General features: G+C 66.4%; 18 protein-coding genes. 10 read left to right on the top strand and 8 right to left on the bottom strand.

The genetic code is table 11. The features are described from left to right. Positions 1–11 precede the first annotated feature (11 nt). Positions 12–2,471 (bottom strand): thiamine pyrophosphate-dependent enzyme, encoded by a 2,460-nt coding sequence (locus OSH07_RS06875; protein ID WP_266337865.1) that lies wholly within the window; start codon positions 2,469–2,471, stop codon positions 12–14. 207 nt (positions 2,472–2,678) lie between these two features. On the opposite strand from OSH07_RS06875, the gene OSH07_RS06870 reads away from it, so the two are divergent. The 3 genes from OSH07_RS06870 to OSH07_RS06860 all read left to right on the top strand — a co-directional run bounded on the left by OSH07_RS06870 (position 2,679) and on the right by OSH07_RS06860 (position 5,343). Then, the gene (locus tag OSH07_RS06870) at positions 2,679–3,281 is read left to right on the top strand and encodes an SDR family NAD(P)-dependent oxidoreductase (protein ID WP_266337864.1); all 603 of its coding nucleotides are present in this window, start codon (positions 2,679–2,681) and stop codon (positions 3,279–3,281) included. Positions 3,282–3,478: 197 nt separating this feature from the next. Further along, positions 3,479–4,348, top strand: a complete 870-nt coding sequence (locus tag OSH07_RS06865; RefSeq protein WP_266337863.1) for an aldose 1-epimerase — start codon at positions 3,479–3,481, stop codon at positions 4,346–4,348. Positions 4,349–4,446: 98 nt separating this feature from the next. Then, complete coding sequence (locus OSH07_RS06860) at positions 4,447–5,343, top strand: hypothetical protein (RefSeq protein ID WP_266337862.1); 897 nt, start codon at positions 4,447–4,449, stop codon at positions 5,341–5,343. Positions 5,344–5,529: 186 nt separating this feature from the next. Here the strand turns inward: OSH07_RS06860 and OSH07_RS06855 are convergent, their stop codons facing one another. The 5 genes from OSH07_RS06855 to pgi all read right to left on the bottom strand — a co-directional run bounded on the left by OSH07_RS06855 (position 5,530) and on the right by pgi (position 12,465). Then, positions 5,530–6,309, bottom strand: coding sequence for an SDR family NAD(P)-dependent oxidoreductase (locus tag OSH07_RS06855; RefSeq protein WP_266337861.1), 780 nt, complete (start codon positions 6,307–6,309; stop codon positions 5,530–5,532). After that, positions 6,306–7,880, bottom strand: a complete 1,575-nt coding sequence (locus OSH07_RS06850) for a sugar ABC transporter ATP-binding protein (RefSeq protein ID WP_266337860.1) — start codon at positions 7,878–7,880, stop codon at positions 6,306–6,308. Before OSH07_RS06850 ends, OSH07_RS06855 begins: the two co-directional genes overlap by 4 nt. Before the next feature lie 139 nt (positions 7,881–8,019). Further along, on the bottom strand, positions 8,020–8,997 hold the full coding sequence (locus OSH07_RS06845; RefSeq protein ID WP_266337859.1) for a sugar ABC transporter substrate-binding protein: 978 nt from the start codon (positions 8,995–8,997) through the stop codon (positions 8,020–8,022). A gap of 99 nt (positions 8,998–9,096) precedes the next feature. Continuing rightward, a complete protein-coding gene (locus OSH07_RS06840) occupies positions 9,097–10,152 on the bottom strand; it encodes an ABC transporter permease (RefSeq protein ID WP_266337858.1) in 1,056 nt (351 codons plus the stop codon). A 660-nt stretch (positions 10,153–10,812) separates the two neighbouring features. Beyond that, positions 10,813–12,465, bottom strand: coding sequence for a glucose-6-phosphate isomerase (pgi, locus tag OSH07_RS06835; RefSeq protein WP_266337857.1), 1,653 nt, complete (start codon positions 12,463–12,465; stop codon positions 10,813–10,815). A gap of 215 nt (positions 12,466–12,680) precedes the next feature. Here pgi and OSH07_RS06830 point away from each other — a divergent pair, with 215 nt between their 5' ends. Further along, positions 12,681–13,955, top strand: coding sequence for an ROK family protein (locus OSH07_RS06830; protein WP_266337856.1), 1,275 nt, complete (start codon positions 12,681–12,683; stop codon positions 13,953–13,955). Positions 13,956–13,959: 4 nt separating this feature from the next. Here OSH07_RS06830 and OSH07_RS06825 read toward each other — a convergent pair whose 3' ends face one another. Next, a complete protein-coding gene (locus tag OSH07_RS06825; protein ID WP_266338195.1) occupies positions 13,960–15,120 on the bottom strand; it encodes a pyridoxal phosphate-dependent aminotransferase in 1,161 nt (386 codons plus the stop codon). Positions 15,121–15,271: 151 nt separating this feature from the next. Here OSH07_RS06825 and OSH07_RS06820 point away from each other — a divergent pair, with 151 nt between their 5' ends. From OSH07_RS06820 to aat, 6 genes are all read left to right on the top strand, one after another. Continuing rightward, entirely contained in the window at positions 15,272–16,660 is a 1,389-nt protein-coding gene (locus tag OSH07_RS06820) for a M48 family metalloprotease (protein ID WP_266337855.1), read from the top strand. Between the two features lie 52 nt (positions 16,661–16,712). Next, positions 16,713–17,480 carry a DsbA family protein gene (locus OSH07_RS06815; RefSeq protein ID WP_266337854.1) on the top strand — a complete coding sequence of 256 codons (768 nt, stop codon included), beginning with the start codon at positions 16,713–16,715 and terminating at the stop codon, positions 17,478–17,480. 140 nt (positions 17,481–17,620) lie between these two features. Continuing rightward, positions 17,621–18,058 (top strand): type II 3-dehydroquinate dehydratase, encoded by a 438-nt coding sequence (gene aroQ / locus OSH07_RS06810; protein WP_266337853.1) that lies wholly within the window; start codon positions 17,621–17,623, stop codon positions 18,056–18,058. Positions 18,059–18,092: 34 nt separating this feature from the next. Beyond that, positions 18,093–18,560, top strand: coding sequence for an acetyl-CoA carboxylase biotin carboxyl carrier protein (gene accB, locus OSH07_RS06805; RefSeq protein WP_266337852.1), 468 nt, complete (start codon positions 18,093–18,095; stop codon positions 18,558–18,560). 14 nt (positions 18,561–18,574) lie between these two features. After that, positions 18,575–19,918, top strand: coding sequence for an acetyl-CoA carboxylase biotin carboxylase subunit (accC, locus tag OSH07_RS06800; RefSeq protein WP_266338194.1), 1,344 nt, complete (start codon positions 18,575–18,577; stop codon positions 19,916–19,918). A gap of 156 nt (positions 19,919–20,074) precedes the next feature. Next, entirely contained in the window at positions 20,075–20,752 is a 678-nt protein-coding gene (gene aat / locus OSH07_RS06795) for a leucyl/phenylalanyl-tRNA--protein transferase (RefSeq protein ID WP_266337851.1), read from the top strand. Here aat and OSH07_RS06790 read toward each other — a convergent pair. Next, positions 20,689–21,111, bottom strand: a complete 423-nt coding sequence (locus OSH07_RS06790; protein ID WP_266337850.1) for a DUF2155 domain-containing protein — start codon at positions 21,109–21,111, stop codon at positions 20,689–20,691. The two genes, aat and OSH07_RS06790, sit on opposite strands and share 64 nt — an antisense overlap. Between the last annotated feature and the right edge of the window lie 181 nt (positions 21,112–21,292).

The raw sequence follows: 21,292 nt of genomic DNA, 5'->3' as shown, positions 1-21,292 counted from the left end.
GCTTTTCCCCTTCAGCGCCGGACGCTGCCGATGCGGCCGCCCATCGGCACGACCGCGCCCTTCTGCTGCTCGATCGGGCCGAGGATGCCGTCGACCGGCGCCTCGATCTCGACCACTGCCTTGTCGGTCTCGATCTCGGCGACGACATCGCCGGCCTTGACTGCGTCGCCTTCCGCCTTCAGCCACCCGACGATCGTGCCTTCGGAGACGGTCAGGTCGCCGAACGGCATGGTGATCGGCTCGCCGTCGCCGGCGGGCGAGGCTGCCGGCGCAGGCGCTGCGGCGGCAGGGGCAGGCGCCGGGGCCGGCGCGACGGCGAGCTTCGGCGCCGGCGCAGCGGGTGCGGCGGCAAGCTGGCCGCCCAGATAGCGCCAGTGCTTCGGCACCGGCGGCTTGCCGGCGAGCACGCCCTTGGCGCCGGCGACGATGCGATCGGCATCGACCAGCATGGCGCGCTCGAGCGCGGGGGCGAGGGGATGCGGCTGCGCGTCCGTGTGCAGTCGGCCGACCGGCGCGTCGAGATCGTCGAAGGCGAGCTCGTTCATCGCCTGCGCCACCTCGGCGCCGACGCCGAACGCGCCCCAGCCCTCGTCGGCGATCAGCAGGTGGTGCGTCTTGGCGATCGACTTCGCCACCGTGCCGACATCGAGCGGCATGATGGTGCGGAGATCGATCACCTCGGCCGAGACGCCCTCGGCGGCGAGCTTCTCCGCCGCCTCCAGCGCGCGATGCACCAGCTGGCCGGCGGCGACGATGGTGATGTCGCTGCCCTCGCGGGCGATTCGAGCGAGGCCGAACGGCACCAGGTGTTCGCCGGTCGGTACCTCGCCCTTGGAGGCGAACAGCGCCTTCGGCTCCAGCATCATCACCGGATCGCCGGCGCGCAGCGCCGTCTTCATCAGGCCCTTGGCGTCGGCGGGCGTCGACGGCATGCAGACGATCAGGCCCGGAATGTTGGCCCAGCTCGGATGATAGGTGCCGCTATGATGTGGGCCGGCCGAGCGCACCGCGCCGGAACCGACGCGCACCACCATCGGCGCGTTCATCTGGCCGTTCGACATGTAGCGCAGCTTCGCGCCCTGCAGCACGATCTGGCCGGCCGCCTCGAAGGCGAAATCGGCGAACATCAGGTCGGCGATCGTCCGCGTGCCGGTCGCCGAGGCGCCGATCGCGGCGCCGGTGAAGCCCTGTTCGGAGATCGGCGTATCGATCATGCGATGGGCGCCGAACTCGGCCCACAGGTTCTTGGTGTGGGCGAAGGTGCCGCCGCGCTCGCCCGTGCCTTCGCCGAGATAGAGGAGATGCGGGTTGCGGCGCATTTCCTCGGCGATGCCGTCGCGCACCGCGTCGAGCCAGCTCTGCGTCTGGCTGCCCGTCGGCGCCGCCTGGACAAGCGCCTCCGGCGGGTTCAGCGGCTCGGCATAGACATGCAGCGCCGTCGTCGCCGGGTCCGGCTCCGGCGACTTGCGGGCGAATTCCAGCGATTGCTGCACGATGCCATCGATCTTCGCGTCGATCGCGTCGAGTTCGGCCGTCGAGGCGACGGCAAAATCGTCGAGGATGCGGGCGCGCAGCATCTTGATCGGGTCGCGCTTCGCCCATTCGTCCACTTCCGCCTGGGTGCGGTAGGTGCCCGTCACCGGGTCGCCCTCGTGGTGGCCGACGGTGCGATAGGTCTTCGCCTCGATCAGCGTCGGGCCCTGGCCGGAGCGGGCGCGGGCGATCGCCTCCGACATCACCTGCCAGACGGCGATGACGTCGTTGCCGTCGACGGCGACGCCCGGAATGCCATAGGCGGCGGCGCGGCTGGCGATCTCGGGGTTCAGCGTCGCGGAGGCGAGCGGCGTCGCCGTCGCATAGAGGTTGTTCTCGCAGACGAAGACGGCCGGCGCCTTCTGGATGCCGGCGAAGTTCAGGGATTCGTGGAAGCCGCCATGGTTGGTCGCGCCGTCGCCGAAGAAGGCGACGCCGACATCGTCGCGGCCCTGGGTGCGAGCCGACATGCCGGCGCCGACGGCGTGGCTGATGCCGGCCGCCACGATGCCGTTGGTGCCGAACAGGCCGGTCGAGCGGTCATAGAGATGCATGGTGCCGCCGCGGCCGCCGCAGCAGCCGTCGCGCTTGCCGAACAGCTCCGCCATCAGGATGTTCGGATCCATGCCCTTGGCGAGTGCATGGCCATGGCCGCGATGGGTCGAGGTGATCCAGTCGGAGGGACGGAGATGCGCGCAGACGCCGACGGCGGTCGCTTCCTCGCCGATATAGAGATGCAGGAAGCCGGGGGTCTCGCCCTTGCGGCACGCGGTCTGCGCCACGCTCTCGAAGCGGCGCAGCAGCACCATCCGCTCATAGAGCTGGAGCAGCGCCGCAGCGGTCAGCCCGCGCGGCAGCGTCTTGCCGGCCGCGCTGCGAAAAACAGGATTGTGGATCTCCACGGCGCGAATCGCCGGGTTCATCACTTGAGCGCTCATTGTTCCTCCCAAATCCCGCTTGTCGCGGGTCGATGCGGCCTCCGTCCGGTGATGGACATCGCATCAAAAATTATAATAGCATGATGTTATGTTAACGAGCCGCGCCTTGCCAAGGTCTAATCGTGGGGCAGGCTCAAATCAGAAGCGGAAAACCGGCGTTGCCAGGCGACGGCAGCTGCCGCATAGGTTGGGTTCGGGGGAAATTCCATGGAAGTCGATATTGCCGGCCAGACGGCTGAAATTGCCGGCGAGGAGAACGCGATCCTCGCCGCCGTCGTCGCGGCGCTCGGCGCCAATGGCGCGGCGGTTCTTCGCGCCGGCATCGGCCGGGAAGCGGGCGAGGGCGCGCCGGATATCCTGATCCTGTCGCACCCGCTCCATCCGGATGCCGCGGGCCGCCCCGATGACCTCGCCGCGCTCGCCGAAGCGCGCGCCGCCGCCATGGTGGCGCGCGGCAGCGGCCGCATCGTCCATCTCGTCTCGGCGGCCGGCCTCGTGCCGATGCGCCGCCATCCGGCCTGGTCGGCGAGGCATGCCGGCGCCATCGCGGCGATGCGGGGGCTCGCCATGGCGAGCGGCCCGGCCGTGCAGGTCAACGCCGTCGCTGTCGGCCACATCGAGCCGGACGGGCCGGGCGAGGCGACCGGCGACGCCGCCATGCTCACCCATGTGCCGCTCGGCCGCGCCGGCACGGCGGAGGACGTCGCCCATGCCGTCCTGTTCCTGGTCGACCCGCTGAACAGCTACACCACCGGCCAGTCGCTCGCCGTCGACGGCGGCTGGACCACGGGGTATGGGCGGAATTTCTGAGTCTTCGTTCCCCGTCGAAGGCTCTCTCGTCCGTCCGCCCTGGCCGTCATCCCTGCGAAAGCAGGGATCCACCTTTCTGCCGAGCCCGACAGAGCCGGGACGCTGGCGCACGACTGAAAAATCTCGATCCCCACCTTCCGCCCGCGCGGCGGTTGGCTAACATCCGAACAACCAACAAGACCCATGGAAACGCCAGCATGATCGAACTTGCCGCCGGAGATTTGACTCTCGTCCTCGCACCGGAGATCGGTGGCTCGATCGCCGCCTTCCGGAAAGGCGGCATAGACGTCATGCGGGCGCTGACGCCGGAGCGTGCGGCGAAAGGTGACGTGCTCGGCGTCGCCTCCTTCCCGATGCTGCCCTATGCCAACCGCATCGACGGCAATCGGTTCACCTTCGAAGGCGTCACCTATCGCTTTGAGGCCAACAACGGCGCCGAGCGCTTCAACGTGCACGGCACCGGCTGGCATTCCGCCTGGGAGGCCGAGCGGCTCTCCGATACAACAGTCGAAATGACGCTGGAGCGCCGCGTCGCCGGCGAGCCCTATCAATACCGCGCCACGCAGCGCTTCGAGCTTTCGGCCGAGGGGCTGACGCTTTCGACGACGCTCGAAAATATCGGTCCCGTCCGCATGCCGTTCGGCTTCGGCCATCATCCCTGGTTCGATCGCGACGCCGATGTCGAGCTGACCTTTGCCGCCAGAAACTTCTGGCTGGAGGCGCCGGACGGTGTCGCCGGTTCGCGCATCACCACGCCGCCCGAGCTCGATTTCTCGAACGGCGCGGGACTGCCGCCGCACTGGCGCAACAACGACTATTCCGGCTGGGACGGCCGGGCCACGCTGCGCTTCCCGAAGCGCGGCGTGACGCTCGTGATCGAGGCCGATCCGATCTTCGAAAACCTGATGCTCTACGCCGACCCGAAGCAGAGCTTCTTCTGCCTGGAACCCCAAACCAACGTCCCCTGCGCCGCGAATAAGTTTGAAACCGGCGAGGAAGGGCTGGGCCTGGTGGTGCTCGCGCCGGGCGAGGGGATGGATGGGGTGGTGAGGTTCGGGGTGAGGTGACTGGACGCTGTGTACTGATTGTGCTGGTTACGGAAGTGCTGGTGTTTGGTGTCGTACGAAGTGGAATTTCGGGTCTAATTTGATGATTGGATGGTTTTATGGATAGAAAGCGCTTTGATATTGAGCATGCTTTGAGCCTTTATGCGCTGAATTTCTTCACCTTGCCCGCCAATGCTTTATATGATCGCTCTGAGCTCGAAAAATACAAAGATATTATTAATAAAAGTCATATTTACGTTGTGGGTTTCATTCCTGTTGTTGAATTTATCAGCGCTAAACAGGACGGACGTAATCTAATTATGGCCTTCGAAATATTGAGCAAGAACTATGAATTGCTTGTGAATCTGCCGGATTATTATGACCTCGTCCTAATTGACGATCTGTGGTACATAAGTGACGGAGAGAATATCGAAAGCCTGCCTAGCGAAGACTGGTGTCTGCTGCAGTTGCATTTGAGATATGATGTTTCTCGATTTCACGTCAAATATATCGGTCAAGCTTATGGTAAGAATGGTTCAAGAAACGCGTTAGATCGACTTTCTAAGCACGAGAAGTTGCAGGAGATTGCGATTAAGGGGTGCCCGGATGGGCACAAGCTGCAAATATTGATGCTCGTTATAGAGCCAAGTAACAGAATAATTACATCATTCAATCCGCGCGCGATAGAATCTAAGAGCGGTGACGCTCGCATCAGTGCCGGACTAGACAAGCTTTTCAGTACGAATGAGGCGGAAAGAATTTCTCTCTACGAGGCAGCTCTCATTCGCTATTTCTTGCCGCAGTACAATCTAGAGTTTAAGAATAGTTTTCCTTCTACTAATCTAAATATACTTAAGGACTGTTACGAAAAGGATTTTTCCGGATTGGTCGCTGAGGTTAACTTCGATGATATGCCGTTCTCGCTCTATTCAGAAAATGTTAAGGCCAAGCCAACCCATGCTGCCTATTATAATCTTCATGATGATAGAGATAGGCAGATTTTCTTTTCGACGTGATTGGTGAATTTGGTGTTTCTTTGTCTAATCGGTAGAGAAGAAGGTGGCGCCTCTAGCTGAATGCTGGGGGACTCTGACAGGGGGCGGCTTGCACCCAAGCCCGGCGCCGGTACCCCCACCTCGACCCTCCCCGCGAGGGGGAAGGGGGCGCAACGCGGTCGTCTCCGCCGCGTCATGCGAAATCCCCTACAGCAGCAGCGCCGTCAGGCCGCCATCGGCCGTGAAGGCGCTGCCGGTGACGAAGGAGGCGTCGTCGGAGATCAGGAAGGCGATGGCTTTTGCAAGTTCCGACGGGTCGGCGACGCGCGGTACTTTTCGTTCGTCGAAATAGAGCCCGGCCGCTTCCACCCGCTCGCGCGCGTCCGGCGCGTCGCCGAGCGTCATGCGCGTCGCCACCGAGCCGACGACCACCGCGTTGACGCGGATGCGGTCGATCGCATAGTCGAGCGCCATCTGCTTGGAGAGGCCGACCACGGCCGCCTTGGTGGCGGCATAGGCCGGCACGCCCGGCACGGTGGCGATCGCGTGCACCGAGGCGAGATTGACGACGGAGCCGCCGCCGGCGGCGCGGATCAGGGGCAGGGCGGCGCGGCAGACGCGAAAAATCGCGGTCAGGTTGATCGCGACGGTCAGGTCCCATTCGGCGTCGGTGACGTCCTCCAGCCGCTTGCCGGTGGCGTAGATACCGGCGCAGTTGACCACGGCGTCGAGCCGGCCGCTCGCCTGGTGCGCCTGCGCGACGGCGGCGCGCAGCGCCGCGTCGTCGGTTAGGTCCACTTCGGTGAAGAAGAGCGGCAGGCGGCGCGCGGCATGGTCGGCGGCGAGCGCGCGGCCGTCCGTGCCGTCGAGGCCGATGCCGTGCACGATGGCGCCTTCGGAAACGAGATGCTCGGCGGTGGCGCGGCCGATGCCCGTCGCGGCGCCGGTGACGAGGATGACCTTGCCGTCGAAACGCTTCGCCATCATGCGCGCCCCGCGCTGGCCAGCGCCTGTTGCTGCATCTCGGCCTGCGCCGCCGTGATGGAGCGCAGCACCTTGTCCTCGCTGCCCTCGCCGCGGGTGAATTCATCGACGATGCGGCCGTCCGCCACCACCAGGCAGCGGTCGGCGATGCCGATCACCTCTTCGAGCTCGGAGGCGACGACGACGAGCGCCACGCCCTTGTCGGCGAGGTCGACGATCAGCCGGTAGATCTCGTGGCGGGTGGCGGCGTCGACGCCCTTGGTCGGCTCGTCGAGCAGCAGCACGCGCGGCGCGCTCATCAGCACGCGGGCGAAGAGCAGCTTCTGCTGGTTGCCACCGGAGAGATGGGCGACGGAGGCCTGCGGCGAGCGCGCCTTGACGTTGAGCGCGCGCATGGCGGTGAGCACGGCGCTCTTCTCGCGGCCCTCGCGCACCATGCCGTGGCTCGACAGCGGCGCCAGGTTGCCGATGGTGATGTTGGCGCCGACGGGGAGGTTGAACAGCAGGCCGTCGCGCTTGCGGTCCTCGGTCAGGAGCGCCACGCCGGCGGCGCGCGCATCGCTGGAGCGCGCGATCGCGACCTCCCGGCCGTCGATCTCGATCCGGCCGGAGAAGGGGATGCGGCCATAGATGGCGTGCAGGATTTCGGTGCGGCCGGAGCCGAGCAGGCCGGCGAGGCCGAGGATCTCGCCCGGGCGGACGTCGAAGGAGACGTCGCTGACGCCGCGATTGACGCCGAAGCGGCCGGCGATCTGGAGCCCGCGCACCGAGAGAAGCGGCTTCGTATCGGCCGGCGGCGGCACGTGGTCGGGATAGAGGCGCTGCAGCTTCTGCCCGGACATGGCGAAGATGAAGTGCTCCTCGTCGAAATGCTCGCGGTCGATCTCGGCGGCGACGCGGCCGTCGCGCAGCACGGTGGCGCGGTCGCAGATGGCCAGCACCTCGGGCAGGCGGTGGGTGATGAAGATCATCGTCTTGCCCTGCGCCTTCAGGCGGCGCAGCACGGAGAACAGTCGCTCGACCTCGACGCCGGAGAGCGAGGCGGTCGGCTCGTCCAGCATCAGCACGCGGGGCTTGAAGGAGAGGGCGCGGGCGATCATGACGAGATGGCGCTGCGCCGAGGTCAGGCTCGCGACCAGCATGCGCGGGTCGATGGCGAGGCCGAGCTCCTGGAACAGGGCGCGCGTCTCTGCCTCCATGCGGCGGCGGTTGATGATCGGGCCGCGGCCGAGGCCGGTATGGCCGGCGAAGACGTTCTCGGCGACGGTCAACTGGTCGAGCACCTCGATTTCCTGCGGCACGTAGCCGACGCCATGGGCGCGCGCCTCCGAGGTCGAGGCGAACTGCGCCGGCCTGCCGTCGACGAGGATCTCGCCAGAATAGGAGCCGGCCTTGTGGACGCCGTTCAGGATCTTGACGAGGGTGGACTTGCCGGCGCCGTTCTGGCCGAGCAGCGCGTGGATCTCGCCCGGATGGACGGCGAAATCGACGCCGCGCAGCGCCTGCACGCCGGCGAAGCTCTTGACGATGGCGCGGGTCTGGATGACGGGCGGGGCGGCGTTGGTCTCGGTCATGTCGGCGGTCCCCGAAGGTCCATTCATTGCGCGCGAAGGGCGAGGGGAGAAAGTCCCTCACCCAACCCTCTCCCGCAAGCGGGAGAGGGCCGAGGGAAGTACCCCTCCCGCTTGCGGGAGAGGCCGAAGGAGGGCTGGCTTACTGGCCGGCGCTGTCGAGCATCTTGTAGTAGGGCTCGAGGTCGGCGGCGGTGATGACCGAGGCCGGCAGCGGGTTCATGTAGGCCACTTCCTTGCCCTCGGCGAGGTCGTTGGCGAGCTGGGCGGTGAGGGCGCTTTCCTCGTAGAGCGGCTGCGCCACGACGCCATAGGCCGCGCCCGACTTCACGATGTCGAGGTTCTGGCGGATGTAGTCCATGCCGATGATGACGAGCGGACGCTCGGCCTTGCGGGCGGCGCCCGACCAAGTCTGGGCGCCGTTGCCCGTCGTCGAGAAGGCGGCGACGACGTCCGGATTGCCCTGCAGCAGCGCGACGGCCTTGCCCTCGGCGGCGGAGGGCTCGAAGCCTTCCATCTGGGTCTCGAGGATTTTGATGTCCGGATACTTTTCCGCCATCGTCTTGCGGAACGAGTCCGACATGACGTTCTCGGTGTCGTTGGACGAGCCCTGCGTCAGCGCGATGACGCCCTTGCCGCCGAGCTTCTCGCCCATCGAGAGCGCCGCCGCCTTGCCGGCCGACGGGATGTCCTCGCCGGTCGCGGCCTTCAGGCCGGGAACCGAGCCTTCCGGCGGCAGCACGTGCCAGGTGACGACCGGGAAGCCTTCCTTGCCGAGCTTGCCGATGAACGGATAGATCTCGGGGCCGGGGCCATAGACGGCGATGGCGTCGAACTTGGTGCGGGCCATGGCGGCCTCGGCGAGCGGGATCGAGCCCGGCACGTCGTAATTGGTCGCGCTCGGATTGCCGACGACCTCGCAGTTGTTGCCGAGCTCCTTGCACTTGTTCAGGAAGCCGGCCTGCATCAGGCGATGGACCGGGTGGTCGCGCATCGGCTGGACCCAGAGGATGTTCTTGCCGGCGGCGACGCCGGCATCGGTCATGGCGAACAGGCCGCCCGTCATGGTGACGGTCGCAAGCAGCGCCGTCCTGGCAAGGCCGGTGATACGTGTCTTCATGGTAGTCCTCCCTCTGGTGTGCCGGCGTTGGTGCCGGCGTTTTGATCGATCGCGCCGCGCCCCGCCGCGTCCCGGCGGAGACGCGGCGGATCGGAACGCTCAGGATGCCTTGGTGGTGGTCTCGGCGGCCGCCGGCTGGGCGCTGGAGCCGGCGATGAAGTAGCGGCGGCGCAGGATGTCGAGGCCGACGGCGAGAACCATGATCACGCCGACGGCGATCTGCTGCCAGTTGGCGTTGACGCCGACGACGACGAGGCCGCTGGTGACGACCTGCAGCAGCAGCACGCCGAGGAGGCCGCCCGCCATCGTGCCGGCGCCGCCGAACAGGCTGACGCCGCCGACGACGACGCCGGCGATGACGTTCAGTTCCCAGCCGCTGCCGATCGAGGTGGTGCCCGAGGCGAGGTCGGCCATGACGAACATGCCGGCGATGGCGGCGAGCGCGCCGACGGTCATGAAGGCGCCGATCTTGTAGTGGGCCGTGTCGATGCCGACGAGGCGGGCGACTTCCGGATTGCCTCCGGTCGCATACATGTTGCGGCCGAGCACGGTCCGGCGCAGCACGAAATCGGCGGCGAGCGCCGCGAACACGAAGAAGACGAAGCTCCAGCCGAGGCCGAACACGAAATCGGCATAGCCGATGTCGGTGATCACGGGCGGCAGCGGATAGACCGGATAGCCGTTGGTGACGACCTGGATCAGGCCCTGGCCGATGAACAGCATGCCGAGCGTCTGGATGAAGGCCGGGATCTTCAGCTTGACGACGACGAGCCCGTTGATCAGGCCGACACCGGCGCCGACCAGCACGCCGCCGAGGAGCGCCAGCGGCACGGGCAGGGCCAGCGCGGTCATCAGCTTGGCGCTGCAGACGGCGGAAAGTCCGGCGACCGCGCCGACCGACAGGTCGAATTCGCCGCCGACAAGCAGGATCGTCTGGCCGATGGCGATGATGCCGATGAACGAGACGACGCGCAGGATGGCGCGGATGTTGCGCTCCGAAAGGAACGCCGGCTCCATGATGTAGAAAAAGGCGACCAGCACGATCAGCGCGAGCAGGACACCCACTTCGCCCACCGCGACAAACCGCGTCAGTCGATCGCGCAGCGCGCGGCCGGATCCCTCGAAGCCGGAATCCCGCTCAACGGTACGTTCCATGTTTTCCTCCCTTGCCACCGGGGCGTCCTCCTCGACGCGCACTCGGCGGAGCCGCTTCAGAACGTCGAAGCGGCCGGCTCACATAACATCATGCTATTATAATTTTATCAATGTCAGGATCGAGCGACCCCGGAAATATTCAGCGCCCTCTGTCCGGACGTCGCAAGGGCCGAGCGGGTCAGGCCGATCGAAGCCGGCGGATCGCGGCGGTTTTTCTGGGGCAGCTGGGCCCGCGCCGATCGAATACGGGATGTGGCCGGGCTGTGGATGGTTGGGGGCGGGCGATCCCGGATGCGCTCCCTCTCCCGCAAGCGGGCGAGGGCTGGGCTGAGGGCGCATGGCCGGAAGCACGATGCTGCAGGAACAGAGGTGGTCAGGTCAGGAAGCAAGACACTCACCCAACCCTCTCCCGCGCGCGGGCGAGGGCCTTTGGGCCGAAGCGGTGTCGGGTTCGTGGCTTCATCCGGAATCGCCCGTTGATTCTGCATCGAAGGGCTCGTTCCGCTCCCTCTCCCGCCTGCGGGAGAGGGCTGGGGTGAGGGTACTTCCCCACCATCTCTAAGCCGCCAGAATCAAAAAAGCCCGGCGGGCGTCCCCGCCGGACCTTTCGTCTCGAAGTCTGGTTCCGCCCTCGCCTTTGACAAGGGCGAGGCAGGCCGGTCAGCGCAGGCTGGCGGCCGCGTTGATAAGGCCTGCCGTCGACGAATCGCGCGAGGCGGGGTCGGCGCGGCCATCGACCATCGGCAGCAATTGCAGCGCGAGCTGCTTGCCGAGCTCGACGCCCCACTGGTCATAGGAATCGATGCCCCAGATCGCGCCCTGCACGAAGACCTGATGCTCGTAGAGGGCGATCAGGCGGCCGAGCGTGTAGGGATCGAGCGTCTTGTAGAGGATCGTGTTGGACGGACGGTTGCCCGGGAAGGTCTTGTGCGAGGCGAGGCGCTCGACCTCCGCCGGCACCTTGCCTTCGGCGGCGAGCTCGGCGCGCGCCTCGTCGGTGGTGCGGCCACGCATCAGCGCCTCGGTCTGGGCGAAGCAGTTGGCGAGCAGCAGCGCGTGGTGGACGCCGTCGGTCTCATGCGCCTTCGCCGCGATCAGGAAATCGCAGGGGATGACGTCGGTGCCCTGGTGGATGAGCTGGTAGAAGGCGTGCTGGCCATTGGTGCCGGGCTCGCCCCAGACGAGGGGGCCGGTCGGCATCGTCACCGGGGCGCCTTCGAGCGTCACGCGCTTGCCGTTCGATTCCATGTCGAGCTGCTGCAGATAGGCGGCGAATCGCTCCAGCCGCTGGTCGTAGGGCAGCACCGCCTTGGCCGGGAAGCCGAGCACGTTGCGGTTCCAGATGCCGACGAGGGCCAGCAGCACCGGCAGGTTCCTGTCGAGCGGCGCGGTGCGGAAATGCTGGTCCATCGCATGGGCGCCGGCCAGGAAGTCGCGGAAGTTCTTGGTACCGATCGCGATCATCACCGCCAGGCCGATCGCCGACCAGACCGAATAGCGACCGCCGACCCAGTCCCAGAAGCCGAAGGCGCGCGACGCGTCGATGCCGAAGGCATTGACCTTGTCGATCGCCGTCGACATGGCGGCGAAATGCGCGCCGACAGCTTCCTCGCCCAGCGCCGCGACGATCCAGCGGCGCGCGGTGGCGGCGTTGGTCATCGTCTCGATCGTGGTGAAGGTCTTCGACGCGACGAGGAAGAGCGTGGTGGCCGGGTCGAGGTCGGCCAGCGTGTCGTGGATGTGGGCGCCGTCGACATTGGAGACGAAATGCAGGCGCGGGCCGTCGTGATAGGGGCTGAGCGCGCGCGTCACCATGGCCGGGCCGAGATCCGAGCCGCCGATGCCGATATTGACGACGTCGGTGAAGCGGCCGCCGGTGCCGGCGATCGAGCCGTCGCGCACGCCCTCGGCGAATTTCGACATAGCGGCGAGGACCGACTGAACGTCTTCCACGACATTCTTGCCGTCGACGACATAGCTCTCGTTCTGCGTGGCGCGGAGCGCGACATGCAGGACGGCGCGGTTCTCGGTGACGTTGATCTTCTCGCCGGCGAACATGGCGTCGCGGCGTTCCTCGACGCCGGCGACGCGCGCCAGATCGAGCAGCGCCACCATGGCGGCGGTATCGAGCCGGTTCTTGGAATAGTCGAGCAGCAGGCCGTCGTCGCTGGCGGAAAGGCGGCTGAATCGGGACGGATCGGCCGCGAACATGTCGCGCATGGTATGCGCTTCCACGCGGTCGCGCTCTGCGCGAAGCGTGGCGAACGCGTCTGTGATGGCGGCCGCCGTAGCGGCGGTTCGGGCGACGGTCATGGGTGGACGTCCTTCGAAGCGATGGGCCTACGGGAGCAGAGGACGACATACGACGGCAGGCCCCGCGCGGCAAGCGCGGCACCCTTCGTCAGGGTGTGGACATCACTGCGCCACGTTCACACGCGAATTCTGCTATTCACGGCTGATGTGAAGCCATCAATTGCGCTTTGCAAATCAATTATCGATAGACCATTCTGCCGGCGCGGAGGAGAATCGTGCAGAGCAAAGCCGATACCGAACTGGTGCGCCGTCAGAACCGTGGCCTCGTTCTCGGAGCGCTTCGTCGCGCCGGGCCGCTGGCGCGCGTCGAACTCGGGCGGGAGACCGGGCTCAGTCCGGCGACGATCTCCGCCATTACCGGCGACCTGCTGGCCGAGCACATCCTCGTCACCGCCGACATCGACGAACGGGCCGAACGCCCGCTGGGCCGCGGCCGTCCGCGCGTGGCGCTGACGCTGAACGACGAGGCCGCCTATGTCCTCGGCGTCAAGATCTCGCTGAATTCGGTGACGCTGCTGCTCAGCGACTATTCCGGCCATCTGCGCCATAGCCATCACTACGCCGTCGCGACCATGGGAGCAGAGGCGACCGGCTTCGTGGCGCGGCTGATCGAGATCATCCGCGGCTATCTCGTCGAGCGCGCCATTTCGCCGTCGCGCGTCGCCGAGATCTCCATCGCCATTCCCGGCACCACGGACGAGACCACGGGAACGCTGCTCTGGAGTCCGGTGGTGGCGGTCGAGGTCGGGCCGGTCCCAGGACCGGTCTCCGAGGCGCTCGGCATCCGCGCCTCGATGACCAACGACGTCAACATGATGGCGCAGGCGCTGCATTCGCGCGATCCCGTGCGGTTCGGCGGCACCTTTGCCACGATCTTCATCGCCTATGGCGTCGGCATGGGCCTCTACATCAATGGCCGCCTGTTCACCGGCGCCTATGGCTCCGGCGCCGAGTTCGGCCATGCCAACCATATGCCGGGCGGCGCGCTCTGCCGCTGCGGCCGGCGCGGCTGCGTCGAGGCCTATGTCGCCGACTATGCGATCTACCGGGCGGTGGAGAACCTGCCGCCGGACGTGTCGCCGACCGAGATCGATCCGGAACCCGAGACCATGCATGCGCTGGAGCTGCGGGCGCGGGCCGGCGAGGATCGGGTTCGGATGGCCTATCATCAGGCGGGCCTCGCGCTCGGCTATGGCCTGTCGCGGCTGATCGCGTTGCTCAATCCGCAGCGGGTCGCCTTCACCGGCCGCGGCGTCGCCGCTTTCGACCTGATGGAAGCGGGCTTCCGCGCCGGCCTCGACGAGGGCCTTGTCAGCGAGCTCGCGCGCATGACGGAGGTCGAGGTGCTTTCGGCCGAGGACGATCTGGTCGATGTCGGCATCCTGGCCGGTGCCATGCAGCGGCTCGACCGCGAGGTGTTCGCAAGCTCCGACCATGATCCGGTCGTGCTGCCGAAGCCGAGCGCGGCCCGCGAGCCGGCCGAGGCCTGATCGTTCAGGCCAGCCAGCGCTCCAGCCGCTCCGCCGCCTCGGCGATCTCCGCCGTCGCGCCGGCGAACGAGAAGCGGATATGCGCGGGGCCGTGCACGCGGTCGAAATCCGCGCCCGGCGTCGCCGAAATCCCCGCTTCGGCCAGCATCTTCTGCGCGAAATCGGCCGAATCGTTCGAGAAGCGGCGCACCGACGCATAGATGTAGAAGGCGCCATCGACCGGGAAATAATCGTCGAAGCCGATCTTCGGCAGCCGGTCGAGCAGCAGCCGGCGGTTGGCGGCATAGCCGGCCTTGATCGCCTCCAGTTCCTCTGTCGCCTCGAAGGCGGCGATCGCCGCGCGCTGCGACAGGTCGGGCGCCGATATGTAGAGGCTCTGGGCGATCCGCTCGACGGGGCGCACCAGCGTCTCCGGCAGCACCATCCAGCCGATCCGCCAGCCGGTCATGCAGTAATATTTCGAGAACGAGTTGATGACGATGGCGCGGTCGCTCGTCGCGAGCGCCGTCTCGGCGACGCCGTCATAGACGAGGCCGTGATAGATCTCGTCGGAGATGAAGCGGATGCCGAGCTCGTCGGCGGCGCGGACGAGGGCGGCGAGCGCCTCCGGCGTCATCATCGTGCCGGTCGGGTTGCCGGGGCTGGCGATGAGGATGCCGGCGAGCGGCTTCTCGGCATGGACGCGCTCGAGCATCGCCGGGGTGATGGCGTGCCGGGTTTCGGCCGTCGTCTCGATCTCGACCACTTCCAGCCCGAGCGCGGCGAGGATGTTGCGATAGGCGGGATAGCCGGGCGAGGCGATGGCGACCCGCTCGCCGGGATCGAAGGCGGCGAGGAAGGCGAGATTGAAGCCGGCCGACGAGCCGGTGGTGATCGCGATCCGCGACGCCGGCACCGCGATGCCGTGCGTATCGGCATAATATTGCGCGATGCGTTCGCGCAGCGGCCGCCAGCCGAGCGCTTCCGTGTATCCGATGCGGCCATGGTCGAGGGCGGCGCGGGCGGCGTCCAGCACCGGCTTCGGCGCCGACGCGCCGGGCTCGCCGATCTCCATGCGGATGATCCGCTCGCCGCGGGCGATTCGCTCGAACGCGGCCGACATCACGTCCATCGCGATGAAGGGGGCGACGGCGCTGCGGCGCGACGGGGGGCGATCGGGAGGCATCATGGCAAGGGGTTCCGTCCGCGGGATTAAAAGTCTTGCTATCGCCCCATTTTCTGCGCATCCGTCCAAGGGGGATGCCGGCTGGCGCGCGCGCGAGGCGGCTTCATACAATTCGCCGGCCGCGAGGGAAAGGCTGGAGGAGGGGCGATCTGTGACGACTTCAGTACAGCGCGTGGTGCGGGGCCTGCTCGGCGGCGTGATCGGCATCGCCCTGCTGGCGCCGCTCGCGGTCGAGCCCGCTGCCGCCCAGTCGCGGCCGAACCTGGTGCGGGACGCCGAGACGGAGGCGCTGATCCAGGATTACCTGCGCCCGATCTACAAGGCGGCCGGGCTGCGAGCGACTTCGGTCGAGCTCTATCTCGTCAACAATCCGTCCTTCAACGCCTTCGTCGCCGCCGGTGACAAGATCTTCGTCAACACAGGCGCGATCATCGATTCGAAGACCCCGAACGAGTTGATCGGCGTGCTCGCGCACGAGACCGGCCATCTCGCCGGCAACCACCAGATCCAGCTCCGCCAGCAGCTCGAGACCGCCAAGACGATGGCCATGATCGGCAGCGTCGTCGGCATGGGCGCGGCGATCGCCGGCGCGGCATCCGGCTCCGGCGACGCGGCGCGGGCCGGCGGCGGCATCGCGATGGGCTCGAACGAGCTGATCCGGCGCGGCCTGCTCGCCTATCAGCGCTCGGAGGAAATGGCCGCCGACCGCCTGGCGCTGACCTATCTCGACAAGAGCGGCCAGTCGGCCAAGGGCATGATCACCACCTTCCAGCGTTTCGCCGACAACACGCTGTTCTCCAGCCAGGGCGCCAATCCCTATCTGCAGAGCCATCCGATGCCGAACGAGCGCATCGACCTGATCGAGAACGCCGCGAAGAAGAGCAAGTTCTACAACACCAAGGATTCGCCGGAGCTGCAGGCGCGCCATGACATGGTGCGCGCCAAGCTCTCCGCCTTCTCCGAGGATTCGATGCTGGTGATGCGGCGCTATCCGCCGAGCGACACCTCGATGCCGGCGCGCTATGCCCGCGCGATCCTCGCCTATCGCACCGGCAATTCGCGCGCCGCGATCGACCAGGTCGGCGCGCTGATCAAGTCGCGTCCGAACTTCCCCTATTTCTACGAGCTGCAGGGCCAGGTGCTGTTGGAAAGCGGCCGCGCGAAGGAGGCGGTGGCGCCGCTGCGCAAGGCGGTCGCGGCCGCGCCGAAATCCGGCCTGCTGCGCATCATGCTCGGCCAGGCCCTCGTCGAGGTCGGCGATCCCAAGTCGGTCGACGAGGCGGTGAAGAACCTGACCATCGGTCTGCAGACCGATCCGGACATGCCGATCGGCCATCGCACGCTGGCGCGCGCCTATGCGCTCAGGGGCGACGTCGCCATGGCCGATCTCGCAACCGCGCAGGGCGAATTCGCCGAGGGCCGCTACAAGGAAGCGAAGTCGCGCGCCAGGCGCGTGCAGAAGCAGTTCAAGGAGGGATCGCCGGCCTGGCTTCGTGCCGACGACATTCTGTCCTATACACCGCCTTCAAAGACCAATTGATCCGCTCACCCGGCCGATCGCCTCCAGCGATCGCCAAACCGGACGCACAGAAATGATCGCATTGTCGAAACCCTTCCTCGCCGCGGCCTTCGCCGCCATCACCCTGGTGGCCGCCGCGCCGGCCCAGGCCGCGAGCTTCTCCGAGGACCAGCAGGCCGAGATCGGCGCGCTGGTCAAAGATTATTTGATGAAGAATCCGGAAGTGATCCGCGACGCGATGGAAGAGCTCCAGCGCAAGGAGCAGGCGGCCGAGGCCGAGGCCCGCAAGTCCGGCGTCGCCAAGTATGCCGACCAGCTGTTCAATTCGCCGCGCCATGTCGTGCTCGGCAACCCGAAGGGCGATGTCACGCTGGTCGAGTTCTTCGACTACAACTGCGGCTACTGCAAGCGCGCCCATGCCGATATGCAGAAGCTGCTCGACGAGGACAAGGGCCTCCGCGTGATCCTGAAGGAGTTCCCGGTGCTCGGCCAGGGCTCGGAGGAGGCGGCGCAGGTTGCGGTCGCCGTCAACAAGGTGGCGCCTGAGAAATACAAGGCTTTCTACGACGAGCTGCTGATGAGCCGCGGCGCCGTCGATGGCGCGCGCGCCATGGCCGTTGCCGCCGATATCGGTCTCGACAAGGCCGCAATCCAGGCGCACCTCAAGGATCCGGAAGTCGCCGCCACGATCAATGAGTCGTACGCGCTCGCGCAGGTTCTCGGGATCAACGGCACGCCTTCCTACGTGCTGCAGAACGACGTCGTGGTCGGCGCGGTCGGCTATGATGCGCTGAAGGAGAAGATCAAATCGGTAAGGGCCTGCGGTTCCGTGACCTGCTGACGGAGCGGTCGAGAATCATGGGAGAGGATTCCCGGAGCGACGGTTTCGGGGCTTTTCCTTTATTCCCCGAGTCCCTATAACCTGCCAACCTCGCCGCAAGGGCTCTTTGTCCTTGCGTGGCTTTCGGTAGAAAATCATCGATGACAGTCGCAGTTCTCGTTCTCAACGGTCCCAACCTCAACATGCTCGGCAAGCGGGAGCCAGGTGTCTACGGCTCCAAGACGCTGGGCGAGATCGAGGCGGATACCAAGGCTGCTGGCGAGCGGCTGGGCATGGCGGTGGATTTCCGCCAATCCAACCATGAGGGGATGCTGATCGATTGGATCCACGAAGCGCTCGGACGGTTCCGGGGCATCGTGATCAATCCCGGCGCCTACACGCATACCTCGATCGCCCTGCATGACGCGATCCGCGCCGTGGGGCTTCCCACGATCGAGCTGCATCTTTCCAATGTCTTCGCGCGCGAAGATTTCCGACATCATTCCTATGTTTCTCCTGTCGCCGCCGGCGTGATCTGCGGTTTCGGAGCCGCGGGCTACGGGCTGGCGCTGCAAGCGCTGCAGCCGCTCGTCGAGTGAGCCAGGAGAAACGGACCATGAAAGAAAAAAGGGCATGACGAGCAAAAATTCGACGATCGATCAGGACCTGATCCGGCAGCTGGCGCTGCTGCTGACGGAGACGGATCTCACCGAGATCGAAGTCGAGCACGAGGATCTGCGGATCCGCGTCGCGCGCAACGTCACGGTCGCCCCGGCCAGCTATCAGGTGGCTGCTGCTCCCGTCCTGGCCGCCGCGCCTGCGATCGTCGCGGCCGCAGCCCCGGCCGAGGTCAGCCTGGCCAACCATCCCGGCACGGTGCCGTCGCCGATGGTCGGCACCGCCTATCGCTCGCCCGAGCCGGGCGCGAAGCCCTTCATCGAGATCGGCGACACGGTGCGCGAGGGCCAGACCCTTCTCATCGTCGAAGCCATGAAGACGATGAACCAGATCCCGGCGCCGCGCTCCGGCGTCGTCAAGGCCATCATGGTCGAGGACGGCCAGCCGGTTGAGTATGGCGAACCGCTCCTGATCATCGAATGAGCGTCGTGGTGCCGATGTTCAACAAGATCCTGATCGCCAATCGCGGTGAAATCGCCCTCCGGATTCTCCGCGCCTGCAAGGAACTCGGGATTCAGACGGTCGCCGCGCATTCGACGGCGGATGCCGACGCCATGCATGTCCGCCTCGCCGACGAGAGCGTCTGCATCGGCCCGCCGCCCGCGCGCGAGAGCTATCTGAACATTCCCTCGCTCTTGGCTGCCTGCGAGATCACGGGCGCCGACGCCATCCATCCCGGCTACGGCTTCCTTTCGGAAAATGCCCGCTTCGCCGAGATCCTCGAGGCGCACAACCTCACCTTCATCGGACCGAAGTCCGAGCACATCCGCATCATGGGCGACAAGATCGAGGCGAAGCGCACCGCGCAGCGTCTCGGCATTCCGGTTGTTCCGGGCTCGGCGGGCGCGCTCAAGGACGAGGCCGACGCCATCCGCACCGGCAACGAGATCGGCTATCCCGTGCTGATCAAGGCTTCGGCCGGCGGCGGCGGACGCGGCATGAAGGTGGCGCGCTCGGCCGAGGACGTCGCGATCGCCTTTGCGACGGCCCGTTCCGAGGCGAAGGCCGCCTTCGGCGACGACGCCGTCTACATGGAGAAGTATCTGGAGAAGCCGCGCCACATCGAGATCCAGGTTCTCGGTGACGGCAAGGGCTATGCGGTGCATCTCGGCGAGCGCGACTGCTCGCTGCAGCGACGCCACCAGAAGGTCTGGGAGGAGGCGGGTTCGCCGGCCCTCAACGCCGAGGAGCGCGACAAGATCGGCGCCATCTGCGCCAAGGCGGTCGCCGATCTCGGCTATTCCGGCGCGGGCACGATCGAGTTCCTCTACGAGGACGGCGAGTTCTATTTCATCGAGATGAACACGCGCCTGCAGGTGGAGCATCCGGTGACGGAAGCGATCACCGGCATCGACCTCGTCAACGAACAGATTCGCATCGCCGCCGGCAGCGGCCTGTCCTTCCGGCAGGAGGACGTGACGTTCGAGGGCCATGCCATCGAATGCCGCATCAATGCCGAGGACCCGCGCACCTTCGCGCCATCGCCGGGCAAGATCACCTACTACCATCCGCCGGGCGGTCTCGGCGTGCGCGTCGATTCCGGCGTCTATCAGGGCTACAAGATCCCGCCCTACTACGACAGCCTGATCGGCAAGCTGATCGTGCACGGACGCAACCGCGTCGAGTGCATGATGCGGCTGCGGCGCGCGCTCGACGAGTTCGTCGTCGACGGTATCCATACGACCATCCCGCTCTTCCGCCAGCTGGTGGACGATCAGGACATCGCCGATGGTCGCTATGACATCCATTGGCTGGAGAAGAAGCTGGCTGTGGACCACTAGGTCCGCTGCCACATCCCCCTTTGAGGCGGCGTGGGAACATGACAATGTTCCCACGCTCTTCTGAGGAGGGGGCACGATGCTGGAGATTCGATCGGCCAGGATGGAAAGAGACGCTGCAGCAGCGGCTCGGCTGAGGCGTGATCCCGGTGTTGCCTGATGGCCCGCAAGTCAGATCGATTTCCTGAGATAACGCCGCAGATCCTGCTCAAGGCGTATGCGTCCGGCATCTTCCCGATGTCCGACTCGGCCGATGATCCCGGCCTCTACTGGATCGAGCCCGAAAGCCGGGGCATCTTTCCGCTCGACACCTTCCACGTTCCGCGCCGGCTGGCCCGCACCATGCGCCACCAGCCCTACGAGATCCGCATCGATTCGGATTTCGACGGCGTGATCGCCGGCTGCGCCGGCAATGCCGACACGCCCTATCGCGACAAGACCTGGATCAACCAGCGCATCCGCACCCTCTATCACGAGCTGTTCACGCTCGGATATTGCCACACGGTCGAGGCCTGGCAGGATGGAAAGCTGGTCGGCGGGCTCTATGGCGTCCGCCTGCGCGGCGCGTTCTTCGGCGAGAGCATGTTCAGCCATGCCCGTGACGCCTCGAAGATCGCGCTCGTCTATCTGGTGGCGCGGCTGAAGGCCGGCGGCTTCAAGCTGCTCGACGCCCAGTTCACCACCGAGCATTTGTCGCAGTTCGGCGCGATCGAGGTCGACCGGGCCGAGTATCACCGCCGCCTCGATGACGCGCTTGAAAGCGACGGCGAGTTCTATGGCTTGGACGGCTTGGCGACGGTCGACGAAGTCTTGCAGTTGGCGAGCCAGACGTCATAGACGGCGTGGTCGACGGCGTGCAGGCCGGGGCTGTCGGCGAACATCCAGCCGGTGAAGATCCGGCGCACCTTGCGGTTCAGCGTGATCTCGTCGACCTCGACGAAGGAATCGGTCTGCGGCGGCTCGGTGGGCGGGCGCGAATAGCAGACCCGCGGCGTCACCTGCAGCGCGCCGAACTGCACCGTCTCGTCCATGTAGACGTCGAAGGTGATGATCCGGCCGGTGATCTTGTCGAGACCGGCGAACTCGGCGACGGGATTCGTGATCCGCTCCGCGTGGGCGGGCGTGCCGACGAAGAGGGAGGCCAGGGCTGCCGCGGCAAGAGCCGGACCGCTGCGTCGTGAAATGAAACGTGTCATGGGATTCCGATGATGACCTCTGCACCGCCGAGTGGGTGCTTAACACGCGATTCCGGCGGGGAAAAGGCGTTGCGCGCATAGCTGGCTTCCGATTGTCGCGGCGGGCTTGAGCGCGCGGCCGTTGCATCGCGGCGGGGCACAACGCGGTTGCGCGCCGCTCGGGGCGGATCCTATGATCGCG

The organism is Kaistia nematophila (genome assembly GCF_026343855.1).
GTDB lineage: Bacteria > Pseudomonadota > Alphaproteobacteria > Rhizobiales > Kaistiaceae > Kaistia > Kaistia nematophila.
This window is presented reverse-complemented; position numbering and strand designations above follow the sequence as displayed.

Excerpts from the sequence above, each read along its gene's own strand:
- OSH07_RS06875 (WP_266337865.1), bottom strand. The coding sequence starts at position 2,471 with ATGAGCGCTCAAGTGATGAACCCGGCGATTCGCGCCGTGGAGATCCAC.
- OSH07_RS06870 (WP_266337864.1), top strand. The coding sequence starts at position 2,679 with ATGGAAGTCGATATTGCCGGCCAGACGGCTGAAATTGCCGGCGAGGAG.
- OSH07_RS06865 (WP_266337863.1), top strand. The coding sequence starts at position 3,479 with ATGATCGAACTTGCCGCCGGAGATTTGACTCTCGTCCTCGCACCGGAG.
- OSH07_RS06860 (WP_266337862.1), top strand. The coding sequence starts at position 4,447 with ATGGATAGAAAGCGCTTTGATATTGAGCATGCTTTGAGCCTTTATGCG.
- OSH07_RS06855 (WP_266337861.1), bottom strand. The coding sequence starts at position 6,309 with ATGATGGCGAAGCGTTTCGACGGCAAGGTCATCCTCGTCACCGGCGCC.
- OSH07_RS06850 (WP_266337860.1), bottom strand. The coding sequence starts at position 7,880 with ATGACCGAGACCAACGCCGCCCCGCCCGTCATCCAGACCCGCGCCATC.
- OSH07_RS06845 (WP_266337859.1), bottom strand. The coding sequence starts at position 8,997 with ATGAAGACACGTATCACCGGCCTTGCCAGGACGGCGCTGCTTGCGACC.
- OSH07_RS06840 (WP_266337858.1), bottom strand. The coding sequence starts at position 10,152 with ATGGAACGTACCGTTGAGCGGGATTCCGGCTTCGAGGGATCCGGCCGC.
- pgi (WP_266337857.1), bottom strand. The coding sequence starts at position 12,465 with ATGACCGTCGCCCGAACCGCCGCTACGGCGGCCGCCATCACAGACGCG.
- OSH07_RS06825 (WP_266338195.1), bottom strand. The coding sequence starts at position 15,120 with ATGCCTCCCGATCGCCCCCCGTCGCGCCGCAGCGCCGTCGCCCCCTTC.
- OSH07_RS06815 (WP_266337854.1), top strand. The coding sequence starts at position 16,713 with ATGATCGCATTGTCGAAACCCTTCCTCGCCGCGGCCTTCGCCGCCATC.
- aroQ (WP_266337853.1), top strand. The coding sequence starts at position 17,621 with ATGACAGTCGCAGTTCTCGTTCTCAACGGTCCCAACCTCAACATGCTC.
- accB (WP_266337852.1), top strand. The coding sequence starts at position 18,093 with ATGACGAGCAAAAATTCGACGATCGATCAGGACCTGATCCGGCAGCTG.
- accC (WP_266338194.1), top strand. The coding sequence starts at position 18,575 with ATGTTCAACAAGATCCTGATCGCCAATCGCGGTGAAATCGCCCTCCGG.
- aat (WP_266337851.1), top strand. The coding sequence starts at position 20,075 with ATGGCCCGCAAGTCAGATCGATTTCCTGAGATAACGCCGCAGATCCTG.
- OSH07_RS06790 (WP_266337850.1), bottom strand. The coding sequence starts at position 21,111 with ATGACACGTTTCATTTCACGACGCAGCGGTCCGGCTCTTGCCGCGGCA.